The following is a 20984-nucleotide window of genomic DNA, read 5'->3' as shown; positions in this document are numbered from 1 at the left end:
TTCTCTGTTCTAGGTGTCTGATGAGTTCTTTCACGCTCACAGGAGTCTGTTCCCAGTCTTTGCTGGGTATTTTTATCCCTCCTATCGTGATCTTCTCTTCCATGTCTCTCAGTTTACACTATTCCCCCCCTGAATAGTTACGATATGAAAAATGCGGTTTTACCCATAGAACCCCTTAGCGAGGAAAGTCATAGACCATTTTGGTCTGTAATGATTCCTGCTTATAACCGAGTGGACTATCTTAAACGTACCCTAGAAAGTGTTTTAGCGCAAAATATTCCTCCGGAGCAGATGCAAATTGAGGTTATTGATAATGCCTCAACCCTGTCAGATATTGCGGCCTTAGTCCGAGAAATAGCAGGAGAGCGAGTGTCTTGTTATCGACAACCCTACAATGTGGGAATGGCTGAAAATTGGACAACTTGCGTACAACGAGCAAAGGGATATTGGGTTCATATCCTCCATGATGATGATATCGTATTACCGGGATTTTATAAAGCCTATCAGCAGGTCATTGAACAAACTGAAACTGGGATGGTAGTTGGCCAAGCCGTTATTGTGGATGAGCAAGAAAACTGGTTAAATATTTCGCCGTATTTAGAGAATGGTGAAGGGGTGGTGAAGAATGCACAACAGGTGCTTTCTGGGATGAGTTTGTTAACTTGTCCTGCGGTGGTTGTTGCGCGGAAAAGTTATGAAACGTTAGGGGGATTTAATCGTAATTTAATTCATGCGATGGATTGGGAAATGTGGGTCAGAGTTGCGACTTATGGCCAGGTGGGATGGGTGAATAAACCCTATTGTTTATATCGGGTTCACTCTCAGTCGGGGACAAAGTTAGCTACATTAAAGGCGGATACTATTAAGGATGTTTTGAAGGGGATAAAAATTATTGAAAATTATTTTCCAACTACCGATAAGCGGGAAGAATTTTATAAGAGTATTTATTATTATTTAGGACGAGCGTGTGAGGGGTATAGTTGTCAGTTTGCGTTAGAAAAGAAATATAAATATGCTATTATTCATGAGTTGTTTATGTTGCGGTTATTGCCGTATAAGTGGCACGCTTTGGGGAGTTTTTTGCTGTGGCTGAAAATGATGTTGGGGAGTTGGGTTAAGGGATAATTGGTAATGGGTAATCGGTAGTTGGTAATTGATAGTTGAACCACAAAGGACACGGAGATGGGGGAGATGGGGGAGATGGGGGAGAATAAATAACAAATAACCAACAACAAACAACAAATAACAACCCCTATTCTACCGTGAGAGCAATTTTACCGACGGTGTGGCCGGACTCGCTGTGGCGGTGGGCTGCGGCGATTTCTGAGAGGGGATAGGTGCGGTCAATGAGGGGGCGAATTTGACCTTTTTCAATCCAACCTTTAAGGATATCTAAATCTTGACCGTTGGCCTGATAAAAGATAATTTCGGCTTTTTGGAAGGGGAGGAATTGAGCGATCGCGCCTAAAATCAAACTATCCGGCATGGGTAACGTCGTCACATAATGCCCTTGAGGGGTTAAAACCCGCCAACATCGCCAAAACGAAGTCATCGCCACCGCATCAAACACACAATCATAGCGTTGTGATCCTTGCCAAAAATTGGTGGTAGTATAATCGATCACCTGATCCGCCCCCAGAGACTTCACTGTGTCCAAATTGCGCGTACTACACACCCCCGTAACTTGGGCCCCTAACGCCTTGGCAATTTGTACCGCAAAACTGCCCACACCGCCCGATGCGCCGTTAATTAACACCCGTTGCCCCTCTTGTACCTTTCCCTTATCTTTTAACCCCTGTAACGCGGTTAAGGCAGCGAGAGGCACGGTGGCCGCTTCAGTATAACTGAGGGGACTGGGTTTGGGGGCAACTAGAGACTCGGCAATAGTGGTATATTCCCCGTAAGTCCCCTTTTGTTTGGGATTTACGGTTAAACTGGCATAAACTTCATCGCCAGGTTGAAAGCGAGTGACCTTTTCGCCCACTGCTTCCACAACTCCCGATAAGTCTAACCCTAAATAGAGGGGAAATTTAGACCCAGTGAGGATTTTGAGTTGTCCTTCGCGGATTTTCCAATCAATAGGGTTCACACTACTACCTTTAACCCGCACTAACAGTTCATTTTCTGTTACTTGCGGTTTCTCAACTTCTCCGTAGTCTAATACGTCCGGTGAACCATATTGGGAGATTGTAATTGCTTTCATTGTTGGGAATAGGGTATAAAAGGCAGAAGGCAGAAGGCAGAAGGCAGAAGGGTTTTAAAGGCAGAGGGCAGTTATAGCATTATGGGGATACATTTGAGTATAGCCAATGCTGGAAAACCTCACGATGCAAGGCTTATCTCACTTAATTACTGATTACTGACTTGGACTCTGCCTAGCATTCTTCGTCCAACGGTTTTTACATACAAACCTAGGGGAAATTGATAATATTCACTGGCAAGATATAGTAAACACCCGACATGGGAAATAAAAGTTAACCCAGTCCACGCGAGGGGAAACCATGGGAATGCTGTACCGGGGAGGGGAGGAAAGAGATAAGCAGAGACTCCCATAATCAGGGTAGGTAAGGTGACAAAGGCGATCGCAGCTACCCCATATTGCCAGTTTATCGCTAAAACGTGGGAGGGTTTTCCTTGCCAGCGTTTGCCATTCCAATACCATTGGAGTCCTACTTGACTATCTGCTAGTTTGAGGGATTGTTCCTCAAATTGGGGGGTAAAAATATGCTGACAAACGGAACAACTCATCGCTTCCATGAGGGATAAACTCTGAATGTCTCCGCAGTGACAGACGGGACAAGGATAAGTTCCGGTTTCTTGGAAGGGGACATGAGGCATGATTTTTTAGATTAATTATCCATTATCAACTATCAAAACGGTTTAAAAACCCTTGCATCATCTTGGCCAGTTGTTTCAGTTTAACGGGTTTGCTAAGATAGGCACTTGCACCTGCTTCTAGACATTGTTCCCGATCGCCATCCATGGCTAATGCGGTTAATGCGATAATGGGTAACTCTTGGAACATTGGATCATTGCGGAGAGTGGCAATGGCCGTTAAACCGTCCATCCCTGGCATTTGGATATCCATTAAAATGAGTTGGGGATGATACGATCGCGCATATTCTAACGCTTCTTGACCATCTCCAGCCACCATTAAACGGTATCCCTTAGCCTCTAAATAACTGGTAATCGTAAACACATTATTAGGATTATCTTCCGCCAGTAAAATAAGCGGTAACTCCTCACCCACGGCCATTACCTCGTCCTCATCAAAAGACTCTCTCCCCTGAGTCCCATCATAGTGTGGGGGTTCATAGGGTAATTCAAACGCAAATTGACTCCCCACCCCCACTTCACTACTCACCCCCACGGTCCCCCCATGGAGTTCCACCACTCGTTTCACTAAAGATAATCCTAACCCTGTCCCTGCATATTGACGATTTAAGGCACTGTCAATTTGCACAAAGGGTTGAAAGAGTTTTCTTTGGTGTTCGGGTGCAATGCCTATCCCGGTATCCTGTATCATAAAACGGACAAAGGCCGACGAGAGTAAACGCACCTCTAAGGTCACTTCTCCCCCTTCTGGGGTGAATTTAACGGCATTATTGAGTAAATTAATGAGGACTTGGCGGATGCGTCGTTCATCTACCACCAGTTGCGGTAGGTTGGGGGACACATCCACTTGGAGTTGCAATTGTTTTTTCTGGGCCTGTCGTTGGACAAACTCAATACTAGAAACACAAAGAATATTGGGATCAGTGGGTTTTAACTCTAGGCTAAATTCTCCCGCTTCAATTTTCGAGAGATCAAGAATATCATTGATTAATTCTAAAAGGTGTGTCCCACTGCGTTCAACGGTTTGGAGTGCCTTGCACTGTTTTTGATTTAATTTCCCAAAAATCTCCTCTTGTAACCCTTCCGTCATACCGAGGATAGCGTTAAGGGGGGTGCGCAGTTCGTGACTCATGCTAGCGAGAAACTCGTCTTTGAGTTGGGTGGCCCGGATGAGTTTTTGATTCGTCTGTTGTAACTCAATTTCTGCGGCCTTGTGATCGCTAATATCAACATTCACTCCGATCATCCGTTGAGGTTGGCCTTGATCATCCCGTTGGATCAGAGAAAATGCTTGTAACACCCGAATCGTCCCATCGGGATGAACCACCCGGAATTCTCCCCCAAAGTTTTCTTGTCCAGCTAACGCTGCTTCAATGGACTCTTGGCAGCTTTGACTGTCCTGGGGATGGAGGCAATTTTTCCACGTTTCATAATACACTTCCTTCTGCTCTCGACTCACCCCGTAGAGATCATACATTCGGTCATTCCAATAAATGCGATCGCTGCCAATTTCCCATTCCCAAATCCCCAATTCAGCAGCATGGACGGCCACTTCTAACCGTTGGGAAACTCGTTGCAGTTCGCTATCCCGTTGGTCAAGGGCCTGGGTTCGTTCTCTTACCCGTTCTTCTAAGGACTGGTTCAGGTCTTGTAAGGCCCGTTCGGCCTGTTGACGTTCTTGGAGTTCAATTTGGACTTGTTGATAGGTCTGTGCTTGTTGAATGGCCACAGAAACTTGAACCCCCAGTTGTCGTACTAACTCCACTTCATCTTCGGCCCAAGGGTGAGGGTTTTCCCGATAACTGACAATCATTAACCCCCAGAGTTGATTTTGAATGACAATGGGGACCATTAATTTAGCCCGAATGCCAAATGCTAACAACATTTCTTGGTGACAAAGCGTCATGGCCTCCCCATAGACATCATTGACAATGCGGAGTTTCCCTTGACGGTAGGGTTCAACCCATTCCGGGGAGACACAGGGATCATCGACTTTGCTGTGTAGGACAGATTCTTCGGGGTGAACGGTGGACTCGGCCACCACAATGCCACTAAAATCGGCGTATAACTGATAAATAATGGCGCGATCGCAAGTCAAAATCGACCGTACTTCCTGAACCGTCCTGTCCAAAATTTCTTCTACATCGAGAGAACTGCGAATTTGGTCACTAATAGTCGCCAGTAATTTCCCCCATCGCGCTTGTTTTTCTAAAGACGCAGTTCGCGCTTGGACTTTCTCTTCTAAAGTGAGGGTGTGTTCTTCGAGGAGATGAATTTTTTCCTGTTCTAACTGACAAACTTTTTGTTCTAAGACCTCCATTAACTTATACAGTTCTAGGGGGTTCAGCAAGCGTAATAAATCACTTTGGGTCACTAACCCCACTAACTCTCCCTCTTGTCCTGTCACCACTATCCGACTGAGGAAATGCTGTTCCATCCTCTGTTTCACCGTCCAGAGGGTTTCCATGGGGGAAACGGTAAACACGGGGGTACTCATAACCGTTTGGGCTGAATAACGGTCAAGATTGAGGTTTAAAGCGTGAAATTGAACAATATCCCGTTCTGTAATGATGCCAACGGGGTGTAATTGTCCATCGGTTTTGGGTTCAGTGAGAATAATACAACTAATCTGATAGTCAGCCATTAATTGGGACAACGACCGCAGAGAGTCTTCTGGACTCCCACACACCACCTTGGTGACCATTACTTCGGCCACGGTGCGTAACCGCAGTAATTCCACCGGACGCACTGCATAGCGCAAACTTTCCTGAGTCACTAACCCAACTATGTGGCCTTGCTCATCTACAATGGGCAAATGGCGAAAGTTGTGTTGTTGTAATAAACTAAGTGCCGAAAAAAGATCAGTAAAGTCAGACTCCCGTAAGGTAATAGGGGTGGGAGTCATCACCGTTTGTACAGTTAGGGTGTCTAGGGGTTGGGAGGAGAGACTGAGTTTTACCATATCGCGCTCGGTGAGAATCCCCAAACATTGCTGATTCTCCACTACTAAAACGCAACTGGAACGCGCTGCAATTTGTAGGACTTCTTGATGATAGTCTGGGGGTCTAGGAGTCGTAGCACAGGCAGTTTGTAGGCCACTCATTTGCGCGATCGCTTCTAACACCGTTGCCGTTGGAGCAACTTGCAACGGGTCACGAACGATCGCCACTTGGAGTTCAGGGTTAGGGGCATGAAAAGCCATTCAACAAGAGGGGGATAAATAAGTATTGGCAACTGTACATATTATTGTACAGTTGTCCATCGTTTCTGGAATGATTCACAATCGGTAATAAGACCTAAAGAGGGGGCTTAATTATCTATAACTTACAGTTATCTATTTAGATACAAGAATTTATTTTTTGTCTTAAAACCGCAAGTTTACAAAAATTAACCAAAAAAAAGTCCTGATCCGAGGAACGAATTTGCGCCGTTTGGTACAATAAAGGCCCCTTGACAAAAAATTAAAATCCAAAGGCGATTTATGTCTAATTGCCCCCCAACCCACCTCAATTCCCCATTTCTCCGTTAATCTCTCCCCAAATTCGCTCATTTTGAAGGGACTCGATGCACATTTTTAGCCCCCCAGTCCGTCCCGCGATTTGACAATTTTCACATTATGTGGTAGGGAAGCGTTTTTAGTTGCTAATAGACATATAGCACTTGGCAATATAGTTTAAATGCGTCTTAGCTTAATGAATTAAGGAGCAACCATAACCTGATCCCGTCCTGCCGCCTTAGCGCGATATAACGCCGCATCTGCTGCTTGTAGGATAGCGTGACCCGTTGCTCCATGTTGGGGAAAAGATGCCACCCCGAAAGAAGCCGTCACCTTTAAAGGCTTCCCTTGATAATTCATAACCAATTGATTGAGGGCCTGACGGATATCTTCAGCCCGTTGGACCGTAATCTCCAAAGAGGCTTCCGGTAATAAAGCCGTTAATTCCTCCCCCCCATAGCGACAAGCCACATCAGACCCCCGTACATTCGCTTTTAACAGGTTTGCCACCGACTCTAGGACATAATCCCCGGCCTCATGGCCATAGGTGTCATTTAAGCGTTTAAAGTGGTCCACATCAATCATAATCACCCCCAGGGCGTAATCTTGTCGTTGCGCTCGGAATAACTCCTGAGTGAGATATTCCTCCAAATAACGGCGATTAAATAACCCCGTTAAAGCGTCGCGGATGCTTTGGTTGCGGAGGGTTTCCCGGAGGTTGAGGTTGGCAATGGCTAACCCCATTTGCTCCGCCACCGTCTGGGCCAATTGTTGTGTGGCCGCCGAAAACTCATAACCCGATGCAGCACTTAAATGAAATAACCCCAAGGTTTCCCCCTGAGCAATCATGGGGACACAGAGGGTATGGACAGAGACAGGAGTATGTTTACAATGGAGATTGGGATGTTTCGCCTTGGCCTGATAGACTCGTCCGCGACGTAACCCCCAACAGTCAGACGGTTCAAAAGTGGTAATTTCAGGGGATTCTGTTCCCCAACTAGCAATATTTTCCACCAAATTCCGAGAGGAGTGAGTAATAAAAATCCCCCCCGAACAGTTCGGAAACAGGGGTTCAACTAAATGCGCGATCGCGCTACAGGCTTCTTCCACCGTCAAACAGGCTTGGAGAAAATCACTAATCTCGCTGAGAATCGACATTTCCTCATTCCGTTGTTTCAAGTCCCGAATGCCCACCTCTAACTGATGATTCGCCTCTTGTAAGGCTCTCTCGGACTGTTTAATATTGGTAATATCCCGGAACGTCACCGCAAAGCCATCCCCCAACTGCACCGCAATATTTTCAAACCAACAATCAATCCCATCATAGTTGTAATAAAACTCCCGTTTCTGGGGAGTTCCCCGTTCCACCACCTGCACATACATATCAAACAACCCTTCGGCCCGGTTGCCAGGCATTTCTTCTAACAAGCGACGGCCAATTAACTGGTCTGGAGTCCGGTTCACCATTTTACAGGCCGTGGGGTTACTCAATAACCATTCAAAATCGATAATTTTCCCCTCTGCGTCTCGCACGGACCGAAAAGCCATAATTCCATCTAGGGAACTATTCAAAATGCCACTTAACTGCATCTCCGAGGTTTTTAATGCGTTCTGAATGGCCACCATTTGGGTAACATCACTCAGAAGTCCCACGCAACCGTTATACTGACCATCGGGAGTCGTTAACGGGGTAATGGAGATTAACGCCCAAACCGAGGTATTATCCTTCCGTCGCAATTGGAATGGCTTTTGAGTGGCATCCCCTTGCTGTCGTTGTAAATCGAGGGGTAAATTAATCTCGTCTTCACTGTCGATATATTCATAAAACCTCATCCCCAACATTTCTAACACCGTATAACCCAACATAGAAGCCATACGCTGGTTAACAAAGGTGGTAATGCCGTTTGCATCCACCATCCACACCCCTTCTAAAGTGGTTTCAATAATCGTGCGGTACTGTTCCTCACTTTGTTGTAATGCCTGTTCTTGGCGTTTTTGTTCCGTAATATCGAGATGACTCCCCACCATCCGTACGACTTGGCCTTGGTCATCCTTGAGATGAATAGCTTTCGAGAGGACATACACGGTAAAGCCTTCTCTGTGGTGGAAACGCTGAGTCGTCATAAATTGCTTAATTTTCCCCTGGTTGTAGCGTTCCACCAGTTGTAAGGCTTCTTGATAGTCCTCCTCAAATATGAGGCTTTCCCACATCTCGAAGCTATTCTCTAATTCATGGTCTTCATACCCCAACATGGCTTTCCATTGGGGGGAAAAGTAAATTTCTCCGGTGATGAAGTCCCAATCCCAGAATCCCTCAGAGGAGGCTTGTAAGACGAGTTCTAGCTGATCTTTGGCGTTTTTTAGTTCTTGTTCTACTTGTTGCCGTTCGCTAATATCCCGACATACACAAATTAAGTCTCCGCTTTCATTGCGACTCAGGGCAATTTCTTGATAGAAGGTACTGCCATCTTTACGAGTGGCCAAGGCTTCTCCCCGCCAATTCCCCGTTTGGTCGAGGAGAGGGAAGATTTCTTGCTCAAAGCGTTCTCGTTCGGCCTGGGAATATAACTGATGCCAAGGTTGTCCTAATAAGTCGGCTTGGGAGTCATAGCCGAACATTTCGAGATGAGAGCGATTAATATATTGAAAAATGCCATCTTGTACAATGGCAATGCCATCAATGGCGGTTTCGAGGATTTCCAGTTGACGGTTAATTTGTTTTGTGGCTTGCTTGCGATCGCTAATATCAATATGGCATCCAATCATCCGTAGGGGGTTGCCTTGGGAGTCCCATTCAATCACTTGACCATAACAGATCACCCAGACCGTTGAGCCGTCTTTATGGCGATATCTCACTTCATTATAAAACGGTTCTTGCCCCTGACTCTGAATATGGCTGTCGAAGGTTTGCAGGACTTTGGTTAAGTCTTCGGGAAAGATCAGGGTTTGCCAAGTTTCGGGAGAATTGGTTAATTCGTGGTCTTCATACCCCAAAATGCGCTTAAACCCTGGACTCAAATATTCTTGATTGTTGGGAATATTCCAATCCCAATATCCACCGAGGACGACTTCGAGAATATTTTCGAGGAGTTGTAATTCCCGGTCCACTTGTTCCATTGTCAGTTGGTTGGCTTGAGCTTGCTTGCGATCGCGTAGCGCGGCTTGCTGTTCGCTGATATCCTGGACAATATAGGAACATTGGGGCCGTTGTTGCTCAGACCACCCCAAAAAGGCCACCCGTACTAATAACCAATAACTCTCGGTGTCCGTCTGATGTTCGTATTCAAAGGTGCAAGGTTCTCTAGTCTGCGAACTGTGAGAATAATGGTCATACCAGAGTTGTCGTCTTTCCGCATCCGGGTCCAGTTCACTCATCCATTTTCCCGTCAGTTCCTGGGACGTACAGTTAAAAAAGAGTGCTGTTGTCTGGTTATGGGACACTATACGCATATCTCCCTCCGACAACTCCACCACTCCCATCATTAACGGGGAGGAGTCGTAAAAGATACGCAAAATTTCCGTTTGCTGTTGTAAAGTTTCTTCTGCTTGTCGTTGGGCCGTCACATTGCGAAAAATCATCTGGACAGCCGGAGAGGGCGTAGAATGGGGGCTAAGTTGGAGACTCCCTTCTAGAAAAAAGGTTTCCCCCATTTTTGTCACCACTGTGAGGGTAAACTGAGTGATATCTTGGGTTTCTCCCTGTTGCAGTGCTTCCCAGAGCGGATGCACAAATTTTTGGGAGTGGGGAGCAATAATTTCAAACAGGGTAAGGTTCGCAAGTTCTTCAGTAGAGTACCCTAGGGTATTTTGCCACGTTTGATTCACATATAAAAACTGTCCATCCTCTAGGGAAACCATCTGAATGAGATCACTGGACAGATCAAAGAGGTTTTCCAAGTCTTGACAACTCTGCTGGAGGTGAGACGTTGCGGTTAAGGTGTGAACTTGTTGGTCTAAGGTTGCATTCTGTTCAGCTAAAAGTGCGTATTCGACGATATTGTAAGTTAAGAGACCGACTAAGTGGTTTTGTTCATCAATGAGGGGTAAATGGTCAATATCATACCGTTGCAAACAGTCTTGCACGGTGTTCATATCTCTCACCTTTGACGTGGAGAGGGTGACAGGAGAGGGGATCATTACATCCCACAAGACTAGAGTATCTAGAGCATCGGATAGGGTAAGCTGGAGAAGGTCTTTTTGGGTGAGCAGGCCAATACATTGCTGATTTTTTACCACTAACAGACAACTGGCCCGACCTTCGCTTTTCAGTCGTTCCAAGGCAGAATGGGGGGTTTTCTCCCGAACTGAGAGCGTTTCCGCATCATTTAAAAGCGTAATTGCCGTTTTAACTGGAGTTTCAGGACTGACGATGAGGGGATCATCAATCATTACCTCATCGACTCCAACGGAGGATAAAGAATTAGTAGAAACTGGCATCTTAGCTTATAACCTGCTCTGTTTTCTTATTGTGACAAAAATTGAGGCTAGGTGGGGATGGTATGGGGGAAAAATAGGCTTAGGCCAAGATTTCTTTCAGTCACCAGTATCTGAAGGCAGGAGGCAGAAGGCAGAAGAAAATATTCCTTGGGTTGAAACCCAAGGCTAAGAGCTTAAACCCGTTCAAAACGGGTTAAGAGAGCAACCCGGTTACAATAAGGATTAAATAAGCTGCTTTTATTTAAACACATAAAGTAAGCTGAAAAGGTAAATATTCAGGTTGACTAGACAGCCCCCCGTGTATCCCCCTTTTTAAGGGGGAAACCAGAGGAGAATTCGCGTTTGATTAACGGGGACTTTCGCTTTTGAGAGGCTTCGCCAACGGAGTATTAGTGTTAAGCGGATGGAGTCAAAGCTGATAGCTAAATGCTTACATTACCCCTTATTTTTGATAATCATCGTCTGAATAATACTATTAATCGTATCTTGGGGAAGATTTAAGGCTCGGGCCAGACTGCCTAATAACTCCTCCTCCTCGGTCGAAACTTGGCCATCGGCCAAAACCAAATCAGTCGCTACCGCAAAGGTGGTATCGTAGAGATCATGGGGTAGGGTTGCGATCGCAGCATTAAACAACGCATCAGACCCCTGACGACGCAAAATCCCACCGAGATTGTCAAACATTCGCCGCATCACATCCCCCGAATAACTGCGAAACAACCGCATTCGGCCCAAAGTCACACTAAGCAAATTAAGCTCATCCTCCGCCAAATAGCCATCGGCAGCAACCACCAGCAACATCACTCCCGCAAACCCTTCTGCTGGGCCCAGCGTCACCTGTTGCTCTACTGTCCCAGACTCCCGAAACCGATCAAATAAACCCATTTTGATTTTCCTCCCAATCTTTAAAGGTTATTGCTCTATCTTGGCTGAGATTATTGGATAATGGGTCAAGTATGAAGTTCTGTTACTATAGAGAGTCCCTAAACGTCTAACTTATAACCATATTAGCTATGCGAACTCACTACTGCGCGTCCCTGCGAGCCTCTCATATTGATGAAACTGTCACCCTTTGCGGTTGGGTGGACCGTCGTCGAGATCATGGAGGAGTCGTCTTTATTGATTTGCGCGATCGCACCGGGATTGTGCAGATAGTCAGTGACCCGGAACGCACCCCCGAATCCTACCCCGATGCCGACAGTCTCCGCAACGAATACGTCGTACAAATCACCGGACGAGTCAGCCAACGGCCCGAAGACTCCCTCAACCCCAAACTCCCCACCGGAGAAATCGAAATCTACGCCCAACAAATTACCATCCTCAACGGAGTCCGCAAACAACTCCCCTTCCAAGTCTCCGTCACCGACACCGAACAAGTCAAAGAAGAACTCCGTCTCCAATACCGTTACCTAGACCTACGACGGGAACGGATGCGGAAAAACTTGTCCCTCCGTCACCAAGTCATTAAAACCATCCGTCGCTTCCTCGAAGATCAAGAAAACTTCCTCGAAGTCGAAACCCCCATCCTCACCCGGTCCACCCCCGAAGGGGCCCGGGATTACCTCGTCCCCTCTCGCGTCAACCCCGGCGAATGGTACGCTCTCCCCCAATCCCCCCAACTGTTCAAACAACTCTTAATGGTCTCCGGGGCCGACCGTTATTATCAAATCGCCCGATGCTTCCGCGATGAAGACCTCCGGGCCGACCGTCAACCGGAATTCACCCAATTGGACATGGAAATGAGTTTCCTGTCCCTGGATGAAATCCTCGACTTAAATGAACGTCTCGTTTGTCAACTGTTCAAAACTGTCCAAAACAAAGACCTCCCCCGACCATTCCCCCGTCTCACCTATGCCGAGGCCATGGAAAAATACGGCACAGACCGCCCCGACACCCGCTTTGGGTTAGAATTAGTGGATGTATCCGCGATCGTTGCTGATTGCGGCTTTAAAGTCTTCTCTGGGGCCGTTAAAAGCGGGGGGATCGTCAAAGTCTTACCCATTCCCGACGGTGACAATATCTCCAATGTCCGCATTAAACCCGGTGGGGACTTATTCAAAGAAGCGTCCATTGCTGGGGCCAAAGGCATTGCTTACATCCGCGTCCGGGAAGGCGGCGAAATTGACACCATCGGGGCCATCAAAGACAACCTCTCCGATGAGCAAAAACAACAACTCCTAGAAGCTACCCAAGCCCAACCCGGTACATTATTATTATTTGGTGCAGGAGACACAGACACAGTAAACAAAACCCTCGACCGTCTGCGACAAGTCATTGGCCACCAAATGGGATTAATTGACCCAGAGCAAATTAATCTACTCTGGATCACAGAATTCCCCATGTTTGAATGGAATGCCGACGAAAAACGCCTCGAAGCCATCCACCACCCCTTCACGGCCCCCCATCCCGAAGATATCGACGACCTAGCCAACGCCAGAGCGCAAGCCTATGATTTAGTCTATAACGGCGTAGAAATCGGCGGTGGCAGTCTGCGGATTTATCAACGGGACATTCAAGAGAAAGTCTTCGCCACCATTGGTTTACCCCTAGAGGAAGCCTATCGTCAGTTTGGCTTTTTACTCGATGCCTTTGAATACGGCACACCGCCTCACGGGGGAATTGCTTATGGGTTAGACCGTTTTGTGATGTTATTAGCGGGAGAAGATTCCATCCGCAATGTAATTGCCTTCCCGAAAACCCAACAGGCCAGTTGTTTACTCACCGATGCCCCGGCCTCGGTGAATGCGAAGCAGTTGGCGGAGTTAAAAATTGCCTCTTTAGCGGAGGAGGACGAGGAGTAATTTTGGTGCGTTACCAAAAAGTCGAGTAAATAGCCTACTAGAGGTTAACCCCTTACAATGCTAATCCTTATAAGGAACTCGTGAAACCCTTGATTGATGGGGGGGATGGGGAAGATGGGGGGGATGGGGGAGATGGGGAAGAAAATTGAGGAATTGGCGAAAAAAGTATTTTAGAATACTTTTTGGCCTCTGAACCCCCTCCTATTCCTTGAAATACATACTTGATATGTTTTGTCAAGCATTATGTTAAAGTCTAGAACCGTAGGTTGGGTGAAGCGTAGCGTAACCCAACAAAACCCTTGTCTCTGAGGATTTCACTTACTTTAGCTCACTGAATGAGTTGTCTTCTGAGGAATCAAGAGGTACAAGTTTAATTTCAACTGCATATCCAACACTGGCTGCAATTTCCGCAAGCGTTTCTAATCGTGGAGATTGTTTACCCGTTTCAAGACGAGCAAGCTGGGGTTGCTTAATTCCAGCTTTTTCAGCTAATTCACGCTGAGTAAGTGCTAGTTTACGTCGCATAGCAATAATGGCCTTAGCTGCCTCAAATTCTGGCTGAATTGCTTCGTAATGTTCTTTTACAGTTGGATCACTGAGAAGTTTTGTTTTGAGAGATTCTAAACTCATAACTAAATTATCGGTAATATTTTTTGTAGCTAATTAAAATTTTAATAGTGATTAAGGTAAAAAACAATAAGCTGCTAGGTCTAAATCATAACTTTAAATCCTACTCTTTAATTTTCCCTCTACCTTGAAATAGTATAGCTAGTTATATTTTGAGAAAAAGATACTCAGACTGTGGATAAGACTCTAATAATATAGAGACAATGTTTATGTTAGTTATGTTAATTTTTTTAGTTTTACCAACCTTAGTATGTAAAACTAAGGTTGGTAGATATTCTTTTTTCTTTTTTTGGCAAGCTGAATATCTTTTTTTGGCCAGTCATCCCTTTTTTTTCGGATACCATGAAGTAAATAACAGGTGGAATTATGCCAGAAGTAAGCAATGCGATATTGTTTAACTCTGATTTCCAAAATTCCATCACACAAGAATTTAGTTTTACTTCTAGGAAGCTGTTCCCTAGCATCTAGTGGTCCTAATTGTTCAAAAGTTTCAAGTATCCGGAGGATGACAGCTTGAGATTTTTTATCCACCTCCTTAATCATCCAATCTTCAACATAGTCTGTGTTAATTGCGTAATTATTTTGGGTCATAATTTTTTATTACACTACAAATCAGAGTAGGCAAGATTATGACGCAAAACCTAGCAGCATCTTCAAGTTTTCAAGGTGCGGGCATCAAGACTGTTGAGTAGCCTTGATAACTTAAATGTTATCAACATTATATAGCAGTGTCAATGTTCTATAAACAATTGGATTTGATTTGTAAATTTTCCCGATTTGACCGGAAACTCACGCTTTACAATAAACAGGAATCTTTATGTATCGGTGTGAGTGAGATGGTACTGAGTTATTCTAATCAACAGTTTCTCAATGTTGCCCAAACGGAGTATCAACGGGCTTGGGTAGAAATCGATCTCCAAGCGTTACGGGAGAATGTCAGACAGTTACGGCAGATTTTAGCCCCACAAACGCAACTGATGGCGGTGGTGAAGGCGGATGCTTATGGCCATGGGGTGACGCAGGTGGCGAAAACAGTGTTAGAGGCGGGGGCCTGTTGGTTTGCGGTGGCAACGTCTCAAGAGGGGGTTGAGTTGCGGAATGCGGGGATAGATGCGCCGATTTTGGTGTTGGGGGCGATTAATAGTCCGTCGGAAATTGCGGTGGTGGCGAAATATGAGTTACAACCGACGCTTTGTACTCCCCAACAGGCGTTAATTTTTTCGGAGACGTTGGGGAAGCGGGGCCATTCGTTGGCGGTTCATTTGAATTTGGACACGGGGATGTCTCGTTTGGGGACTCCTTGGACGGAGGCGGTGGCGTTTGTGCAGTTTGTCCAACAGTTACCGGGTTTGGAGTTGGCGAGTGTGTATTCCCATTTTGCGACGGCGGATGATGTGGATGGGGGGTTTATGTATTTGCAGCAGCGACGGTTTCAGGATGCAGTGGCGCAATTAAAGGATCATGGCCTCTATCCTCCTATGCTGCATATTGCTAATTCTGCGGCGACTTTGCGCGATCGCAGTTTACATTATCATTTAGTCCGTGTTGGGTTAGCCATTTATGGGTTATATCCCTCTCCTCAGTTACAACCAGCGGTCCGGTTAAAACCTGTGATGCAGGTGAAGGCCAGGGTGACGCAAGTTAAAACCATTCCGCCGCATACGGGGGTAAGTTATGGGCATTTGTATCAATGCGATCGCGCAACTCGTATCGCAGTGGTCGGCATTGGTTACGCGGATGGAGTCCCCCGTTTATTAACCCAAAAAATGCAGGTTTTAATCCGAGGTCAAAAAGTCCCCCAAATTGGCGCAATTACTATGGATCAGTTAATGTTAGATGTTAGCAATATTCCTGATCTTCAACCCGGAGAAATCGTCACGTTATTAGGCCAAGACGGAGAGCAACAAATTACCGCCGATGACTGGGCCAACACTATCGGCTCAATTTCTTGGGAAATCCTCTGTGGGTTTAAGAAACGCCTACCGAGAGTTTACTGTTAGAGGGCATGGGTGATTTTCATCAAATCAACCCTGCTGCCTAAAATTAAACAAAAATTGGCTTTCTTTTCTGTGTCGTTCGTGACGGTTTGAGAAAAGAAAGCCAAGCCAGAGATTAATTAACTGACTCTTTTGTTCGCATAAAGTCTAGATTGGAGAAGTTAAGTTAAGTTAACATGAAGTTATGAATCTTTAGCTCCAAACGGAACAAAACTACCACAGGCCATCACAGGAGAGTTAAGTTGGCCATTCATCGGACAGTCTCTTGTTGCACAAAGCGCACAATTCGCTTCACGGAAACTATTACACAGTGTAACCGGAGATTCTGCATTACCACTCAAAGCACAATCTAAAGACAAACAAGCGGCACAGTTTGCCTGTCGAACATTTTGATCTGAGGATAAACGTTCAACTGTTGCAACCATACTTTTTCTCCTTAGTAAACTCAATGGAAGATAACAGCAATGGTTTAGTTATCAGTCTTTTTTATGAGGCGATTTTCCTCTTAACTGGCTTAACTTTTGCCTTGCTTTCTATCTTGCTTGTCTTATAGTACACCTTTCAAAATTTGGCGCAATTCTCCTAATTCTCTCCCTATTGCAACAAATTAGCACTGTCTCAGGGATGAAAAAACGCTGAAACTCAAGCGAGTCTAGGTTTTCCCCGAATTTTCGCTAACTTTCTGCGTCACTTGGGTTTTAATTTTGCTAAAAATTATCAGGTATTTTTTACAAAAGTTAATGTAAACTGTAGCTAAGAATACAGATCACCCTCAAGAAGGCAAAAAAATATCCCAACCCTATCTAGAGTTGGGTTTCAGGATGCTCAAGTGGTCATTTATCCATCCGTTTGAAACGGATGACTTTTTGACTGATTTTTCTGTAAAAATCCAGAATAAATTACCGCTTTCTTTCCTCTAACTTGCGGTAAACCTCCCGAATATCAACGTTGTGATGGGCTAATGCCACTAGGGTATGATAGAACAGATCGGCGACTTCTCCGGCAATCTCATCGGAGCTATCATCTTTGCAGGCCATTACGACTTCTGCGGCCTCCTCGCCAATTTTTTTGAGAATCTTGTTGTCTCCCCCTGCTAGGAGTTTACAGGTGTAGGAGTCGGGGTTGGGATTATTCTTGCGATCGCAGATTACCTCAAACAACCCGGATAAGGTATCCGCAGGGGGGTTTTGCTTACTCCCATCCACTTGATGAAAACAGCTTCTTTCCCCGGTATGACAAGCAATATCCCCCACTTGCTCAATCGTAACGAGAATGGCATCACTATCGCAGTCGTAACGCAGGGATTTCACCTTCTGGAGATGGCCCGAGGTTGCCCCTTTATGCCACAATTCTTGACGGGAGCGACTCCAGTACCACGCTTCTCCCGTGTCGAGGGTTTTCTGGAGAGATTCGCGGTTCATCCAAGCTAACATTAACACAGTGCCGTCTAAATAGTCTTGCGCGATCGCAGGGACTAACCCTTGTTCATTAAACCGGATTTGCTCAAGGGGAATACTTTGATTGAGGGGAATTATCGGAGATGAGGACATAATGGGAGATCAATTAACGCTATTGAAGCCAACAGTGAATCCACTTTGACATACTCGCCGCCTTAAAAGAGCGGCGATTTTCCAGACCTCACGGTTTTGGATTCCTAGTTCGTTGACAACCCTTACTATCCATCGTTGCCAATGAATACCAGAGGGGTTTATCTCCCTAGGCGTTTTCCCCATTGCAGAGGAGGTTTCGGTATGCCCTACCGTACCTGAGAATCCGCGAAAAAATTGGTTCTCTGTACTTGTTGCTTAGAGCTTTTACCTGCCCGAGCCTTCCCGAACAGAACCCACTAACTCTAGTTTTCAAGGTTCAGTTGCCTCGATTAGAGGCTCGGTTTTTAAACTGGTTGAATACCGCTCCAGTTTCTCCATTATAGCAGAGTCGCCCTGAAAGGGCGAGGCTTTAGACCCAAAATTTCTGGTAAAGCCTTGATGAGTAAGTTACCCTCCCCCATTAAAGCAAAGATTATGGCCCTTTTCTGGGAAAAAATAAGCTCTTGGCCGCTGAGATGCCAAAATCTTGTTAGTTTAAGTAATCCGCGATCGGCTACCCTTATCCTGAATTGATTGCTCAAGGTTCTGTTGGCCACTTGATGACTCGTGGACTGTTGGAACGCTCTGTGACGCAGCATCCTGGAACAGAACCAAAGAAACAAAAAGCTATGGAATGGTTAGAATCTCTCAATGGGGGAGGAGTACCCAATTAATGCGTGCTGTGGCAATTGTGGATACGTCGATTTTCTGTAATGTTCTCAAGATTCCAAAAAGGTGTCGTAAAAACTCCCTAGATTCTTAATATACAATAAGCATCAGCAATCACTATACAGGATAACCCCAATGGCTTTTCTTGCCGTTACAGTTTGTTTGGGATGGGTGTTTTCCCTCTGTTTACATGAATTTGGCCATGCTTTGGTGGCCTACTGGGGAGGAGATACTTCGGTTAAGGATAAGGGGTATTTAACCTTTAATCCTCTTAAATATACCGATCCCGGATTGAGTTTAATGTTACCGCTTTTCTTTTTGATTATTGGGGGTATCGCCCTACCAGGAGGGGCGGTTTATATTGATCATAGTCGCTTGCGGAGTCGTTTTTGGGAGAGTGCGGTGTCTGTTGCGGGGCCGGTGGCGAGTTGGTTGGCGGCGGTATTATTGGCGACTCCTTTTTGGCTCAATTTTGCTCCCAGTACCCCAGATCATTGGTTTTGGAATAGTCTCGCTTTACTGATTTTTCTGGATATTTATATTGTTTTTATTAATTTAATCCCCATTCCTCCTCTTGATGGCTATGGCATTATTGAGCCTTGGTTGCCTCTGGGAGTGCAGCAAAAATGCCGAAAGTTTAGTAATTATGGGCTTTTGGTGTTAATTATCATTCTCTGGACGGTTGAGCCTGTAAATCGCTTTTTTTGGTTCAAGAGTGCGGAGATTAGTGTACAGTTAAATGTGCCACCCCAATTGGCGTTTCAAGGGTTGCGAGATTTTCAGTCTAGCACACCGCTTTTAGTGGTTGCTTTATTGGCGGTTTTATGGTTTTTTCGTAGTAAAGAGCGAGGGTTATATCAGAAGGCTCATAATTTGATTCGCTGGCAACAATATGAGAAGGCTATTGCTACGTTAGATCAGGCTATTGAAATTAAGCCGGAATTTCAAGCTGCATGGCGCGATCGCGCATTTCTCCACCACTATCTACAACAATATCACAAAGCTCTAGAAGGCTACAAAAAACTAACCCAATGGCAACCCCAAAACCCGGAATATTGGCAAAATAGAGGCGTAGTTCACGGAAAGTTAAAACAATATGAAGACGCATTAGCTTGTTTGGATCAAGCCTTAGAATTAAACCCAGAAAATAGTAGTATTTTAGAAGATAAAGCCTACACTTTAGAGCAAAGCAAACAATATTCTCAAGCCTTACAGTTATACGAACGCAAGATTGATTTAAACTTACAAGATAGTTTTGCTTGGTTACGAAAAGGGGTAATTTTAACCCATTTTAAACGCTATAAAGAGGCGGTTTTAGCGTTTGATCAAGCCATTACACTTGAAGGCGATAATCCCTATGTTTGGTATCATAAAGCGATTTGCTTTGCCAAACAAAATTTTAGTGAATCTGCATTAGAATATCTACAACAAGCTATTGATTTAGACAGTAGTGGAGACATCAAAGAACAAGCACAGACAGAACCAGTTTTTCAATCTTTTTCTAACTATCCTCGCTTTCAATCTATGGTAAAATAATACTTAACCCACACCTAAAATATAATCAAAATTACCCCGTCCTACATTCCGTTCTAGCGTTTTAAGAACTTGTCGAAAATTATCATAGGGGCCATTAATATAAAAAGGTTTTCCTTGTAGTCCAAACTCCAGATATAACTGTTGTTCCCATCTCCCTAAATAGGGATAAGTTGCTTCAAAGTTATCATGGGGTTTAAACCCTAATTTGGCAGCATAATTGACCGACCCCAACACAATCGCTTGTGCCTCCTCTAGGGTAATATTAACATATCCATCTGGAAAGGCTTTATAGGAGTGATCAATCACCGCATCTAGTTGTTCGTGATGTAACTCCCTCGGTCCCATAGTATCTTTCACTCCAAGACACAAATAGTCAATGAGATAAGTACAAATCGAATAATAATCATACTCTTGGAAACGGGCTACCAACACTAACCCTAATGAACTCATAACCTCCTCATCGGGTAGGGTTTTGTCGAGTAACCGTTTCGCACAATTGTTATTCACTAAACATTTAGCGATGGGGGGAAGGTCTATTTTTTCGGAGAAACTAGGGGGTTTTTGATGATCTTGAATGACTGCAATGACTTCAAAGACACGCAACCCCAAATAAACGGCAATTTGTCGGGGGGTAAATTTTTGGTTATGTAAGTCTAAAATTTCCTGTTCTAATTCAAGGTTCACCGTTTATTCTCCCTCACCTGAACTGATTATATTGTATCTGGATCGATGCCTTGTTCTGCAAGTTTTTCTCTTAATTGTTGATAGCGATCGCGCTCTTGTTGTAATTCTTCATTTAACTGATCGGCACGTTGTTTTTCTTCCTCTGCACGTTGTTTTTCTTCCTCTGCACGCTGTTTTTCTTCCTCTGCACGTTGTTTTTCTTCCTCTCTCAACTGATTTAATTCCACAAAACTTAAAAACCGTTCTCCATTTGGTTTATAAATTTCCATTTCTCCTGCTTCTACCACAAAACGAATCCCTAAACGAGGACTCA

14 protein-coding genes and 2 pseudogenes are annotated in these 20984 nt (G+C 45.0%); 5 read left to right on the top strand and 11 right to left on the bottom strand.

Translation table 11 applies throughout. The annotated features are described in order from the left end of the window. The first annotated feature begins 144 nt into the window (after positions 1-144). Positions 145-1125: a glycosyltransferase family 2 protein gene (locus PN462_RS12685; protein ID WP_272128627.1), complete on the top strand. Its 981-nt coding sequence runs from the start codon at positions 145-147 to the stop codon at positions 1123-1125. A gap of 127 nt (positions 1126-1252) precedes the next feature. On the opposite strand, the gene PN462_RS12680 is transcribed toward PN462_RS12685, so the two are convergent. From PN462_RS12680 to PN462_RS12660, 5 genes are all read right to left on the bottom strand, one after another. Further along, positions 1253-2203: an NAD(P)-dependent alcohol dehydrogenase gene (locus tag PN462_RS12680; protein ID WP_272128626.1), complete on the bottom strand. Its 951-nt coding sequence runs from the start codon at positions 2201-2203 to the stop codon at positions 1253-1255. 146 nt (positions 2204-2349) lie between these two features. Next, complete coding sequence (locus PN462_RS12675; protein WP_272128625.1) at positions 2350-2838, bottom strand: hypothetical protein; 489 nt, start codon at positions 2836-2838, stop codon at positions 2350-2352. Positions 2839-2863: 25 nt separating this feature from the next. After that, positions 2864-6037 carry a CBS domain-containing protein gene (locus tag PN462_RS12670; RefSeq protein WP_272128624.1) on the bottom strand — a complete coding sequence of 1058 codons (3174 nt, stop codon included), beginning with the start codon at positions 6035-6037 and terminating at the stop codon, positions 2864-2866. Between the two features lie 495 nt (positions 6038-6532). Beyond that, entirely contained in the window at positions 6533-10768 is a 4236-nt protein-coding gene (locus PN462_RS12665; protein ID WP_272128623.1) for a PAS domain S-box protein, read from the bottom strand. Positions 10769-11203: 435 nt separating this feature from the next. Further along, the gene (locus PN462_RS12660) at positions 11204-11653 is read right to left on the bottom strand and encodes a tellurite resistance TerB family protein (RefSeq protein ID WP_272128622.1); all 450 of its coding nucleotides are present in this window, start codon (positions 11651-11653) and stop codon (positions 11204-11206) included. Positions 11654-11781: 128 nt separating this feature from the next. Between PN462_RS12660 and aspS the strand changes: the two genes are divergently transcribed. Next, positions 11782-13569 carry an aspartate--tRNA ligase gene (gene aspS, locus PN462_RS12655; RefSeq protein WP_272128621.1) on the top strand — a complete coding sequence of 596 codons (1788 nt, stop codon included), beginning with the start codon at positions 11782-11784 and terminating at the stop codon, positions 13567-13569. Positions 13570-13887: 318 nt separating this feature from the next. Here the strand turns inward: aspS and PN462_RS12650 are convergent, their stop codons facing one another. Together PN462_RS12650 and PN462_RS12645 are read right to left on the bottom strand one after the other, a co-directional pair. After that, positions 13888-14199: a helix-turn-helix domain-containing protein gene (locus PN462_RS12650; RefSeq protein ID WP_272128620.1), complete on the bottom strand. Its 312-nt coding sequence runs from the start codon at positions 14197-14199 to the stop codon at positions 13888-13890. A gap of 255 nt (positions 14200-14454) precedes the next feature. Continuing rightward, the gene (locus PN462_RS12645) at positions 14455-14787 is read right to left on the bottom strand and encodes a type II toxin-antitoxin system RelE/ParE family toxin (RefSeq protein ID WP_272128619.1); all 333 of its coding nucleotides are present in this window, start codon (positions 14785-14787) and stop codon (positions 14455-14457) included. 245 nt (positions 14788-15032) lie between these two features. Here PN462_RS12645 and alr point away from each other — a divergent pair, with 245 nt between their 5' ends. Beyond that, positions 15033-16196, top strand: coding sequence for an alanine racemase (alr, locus tag PN462_RS12640; protein ID WP_272128618.1), 1164 nt, complete (start codon positions 15033-15035; stop codon positions 16194-16196). Between the two features lie 179 nt (positions 16197-16375). Here the strand turns inward: alr and PN462_RS12635 are convergent, their stop codons facing one another. Together PN462_RS12635 and hisIE are read right to left on the bottom strand one after the other, a co-directional pair. Beyond that, entirely contained in the window at positions 16376-16618 is a 243-nt protein-coding gene (locus PN462_RS12635; RefSeq protein WP_272128617.1) for a hypothetical protein, read from the bottom strand. Between the two features lie 474 nt (positions 16619-17092). Next, on the bottom strand, positions 17093-17743 hold the full coding sequence (gene hisIE, locus PN462_RS12630) for a bifunctional phosphoribosyl-AMP cyclohydrolase/phosphoribosyl-ATP diphosphatase HisIE (RefSeq protein ID WP_272128616.1): 651 nt from the start codon (positions 17741-17743) through the stop codon (positions 17093-17095). 560 nt (positions 17744-18303) lie between these two features. On the opposite strand from hisIE, the pseudogene PN462_RS23545 reads away from it, so the two are divergent. Continuing rightward, a pseudogene (locus PN462_RS23545) lies at positions 18304-18456 on the top strand (AAA family ATPase); the annotation flags it as partial. A gap of 130 nt (positions 18457-18586) precedes the next feature. Then, positions 18587-19987, top strand: a complete 1401-nt coding sequence (locus PN462_RS12625; RefSeq protein WP_272128615.1) for a tetratricopeptide repeat protein — start codon at positions 18587-18589, stop codon at positions 19985-19987. A gap of 3 nt (positions 19988-19990) precedes the next feature. Here PN462_RS12625 and PN462_RS12620 read toward each other — a convergent pair whose 3' ends face one another. Both PN462_RS12620 and PN462_RS12615 read right to left on the bottom strand, forming a co-directional pair. Then, on the bottom strand, positions 19991-20671 hold the full coding sequence (locus PN462_RS12620; RefSeq protein ID WP_272128614.1) for a hypothetical protein: 681 nt from the start codon (positions 20669-20671) through the stop codon (positions 19991-19993). A gap of 26 nt (positions 20672-20697) precedes the next feature. After that, positions 20698-20984 (bottom strand): annotated as a pseudogene (locus PN462_RS12615) (Uma2 family endonuclease); the annotation flags it as partial.

The organism is Spirulina sp. CS-785/01, from assembly GCF_028330525.1.
Taxonomy (GTDB): domain Bacteria; phylum Cyanobacteriota; class Cyanobacteriia; order Cyanobacteriales; family Spirulinaceae; genus JAQMSD01.
This window is presented reverse-complemented; position numbering and strand designations above follow the sequence as displayed.

Excerpts from the sequence above, each read along its gene's own strand:
- PN462_RS12685 (WP_272128627.1), top strand. The coding sequence starts at position 145 with ATGAAAAATGCGGTTTTACCCATAGAACCCCTTAGCGAGGAAAGTCAT.
- PN462_RS12675 (WP_272128625.1), bottom strand. The coding sequence starts at position 2,838 with ATGCCTCATGTCCCCTTCCAAGAAACCGGAACTTATCCTTGTCCCGTC.
- PN462_RS12645 (WP_272128619.1), bottom strand. The coding sequence starts at position 14,787 with ATGACCCAAAATAATTACGCAATTAACACAGACTATGTTGAAGATTGG.
- PN462_RS12670 (WP_272128624.1), bottom strand. The coding sequence starts at position 6,037 with ATGGCTTTTCATGCCCCTAACCCTGAACTCCAAGTGGCGATCGTTCGT.
- PN462_RS12650 (WP_272128620.1), bottom strand. The coding sequence starts at position 14,199 with ATGAGTTTAGAATCTCTCAAAACAAAACTTCTCAGTGATCCAACTGTA.
- PN462_RS12625 (WP_272128615.1), top strand. The coding sequence starts at position 18,587 with ATGGCTTTTCTTGCCGTTACAGTTTGTTTGGGATGGGTGTTTTCCCTC.
- PN462_RS12660 (WP_272128622.1), bottom strand. The coding sequence starts at position 11,653 with ATGGGTTTATTTGATCGGTTTCGGGAGTCTGGGACAGTAGAGCAACAG.
- aspS (WP_272128621.1), top strand. The coding sequence starts at position 11,782 with ATGCGAACTCACTACTGCGCGTCCCTGCGAGCCTCTCATATTGATGAA.
- PN462_RS12665 (WP_272128623.1), bottom strand. The coding sequence starts at position 10,768 with ATGCCAGTTTCTACTAATTCTTTATCCTCCGTTGGAGTCGATGAGGTA.
- hisIE (WP_272128616.1), bottom strand. The coding sequence starts at position 17,743 with ATGTCCTCATCTCCGATAATTCCCCTCAATCAAAGTATTCCCCTTGAG.
- PN462_RS12635 (WP_272128617.1), bottom strand. The coding sequence starts at position 16,618 with ATGGTTGCAACAGTTGAACGTTTATCCTCAGATCAAAATGTTCGACAG.
- alr (WP_272128618.1), top strand. The coding sequence starts at position 15,033 with ATGGTACTGAGTTATTCTAATCAACAGTTTCTCAATGTTGCCCAAACG.
- PN462_RS12680 (WP_272128626.1), bottom strand. The coding sequence starts at position 2,203 with ATGAAAGCAATTACAATCTCCCAATATGGTTCACCGGACGTATTAGAC.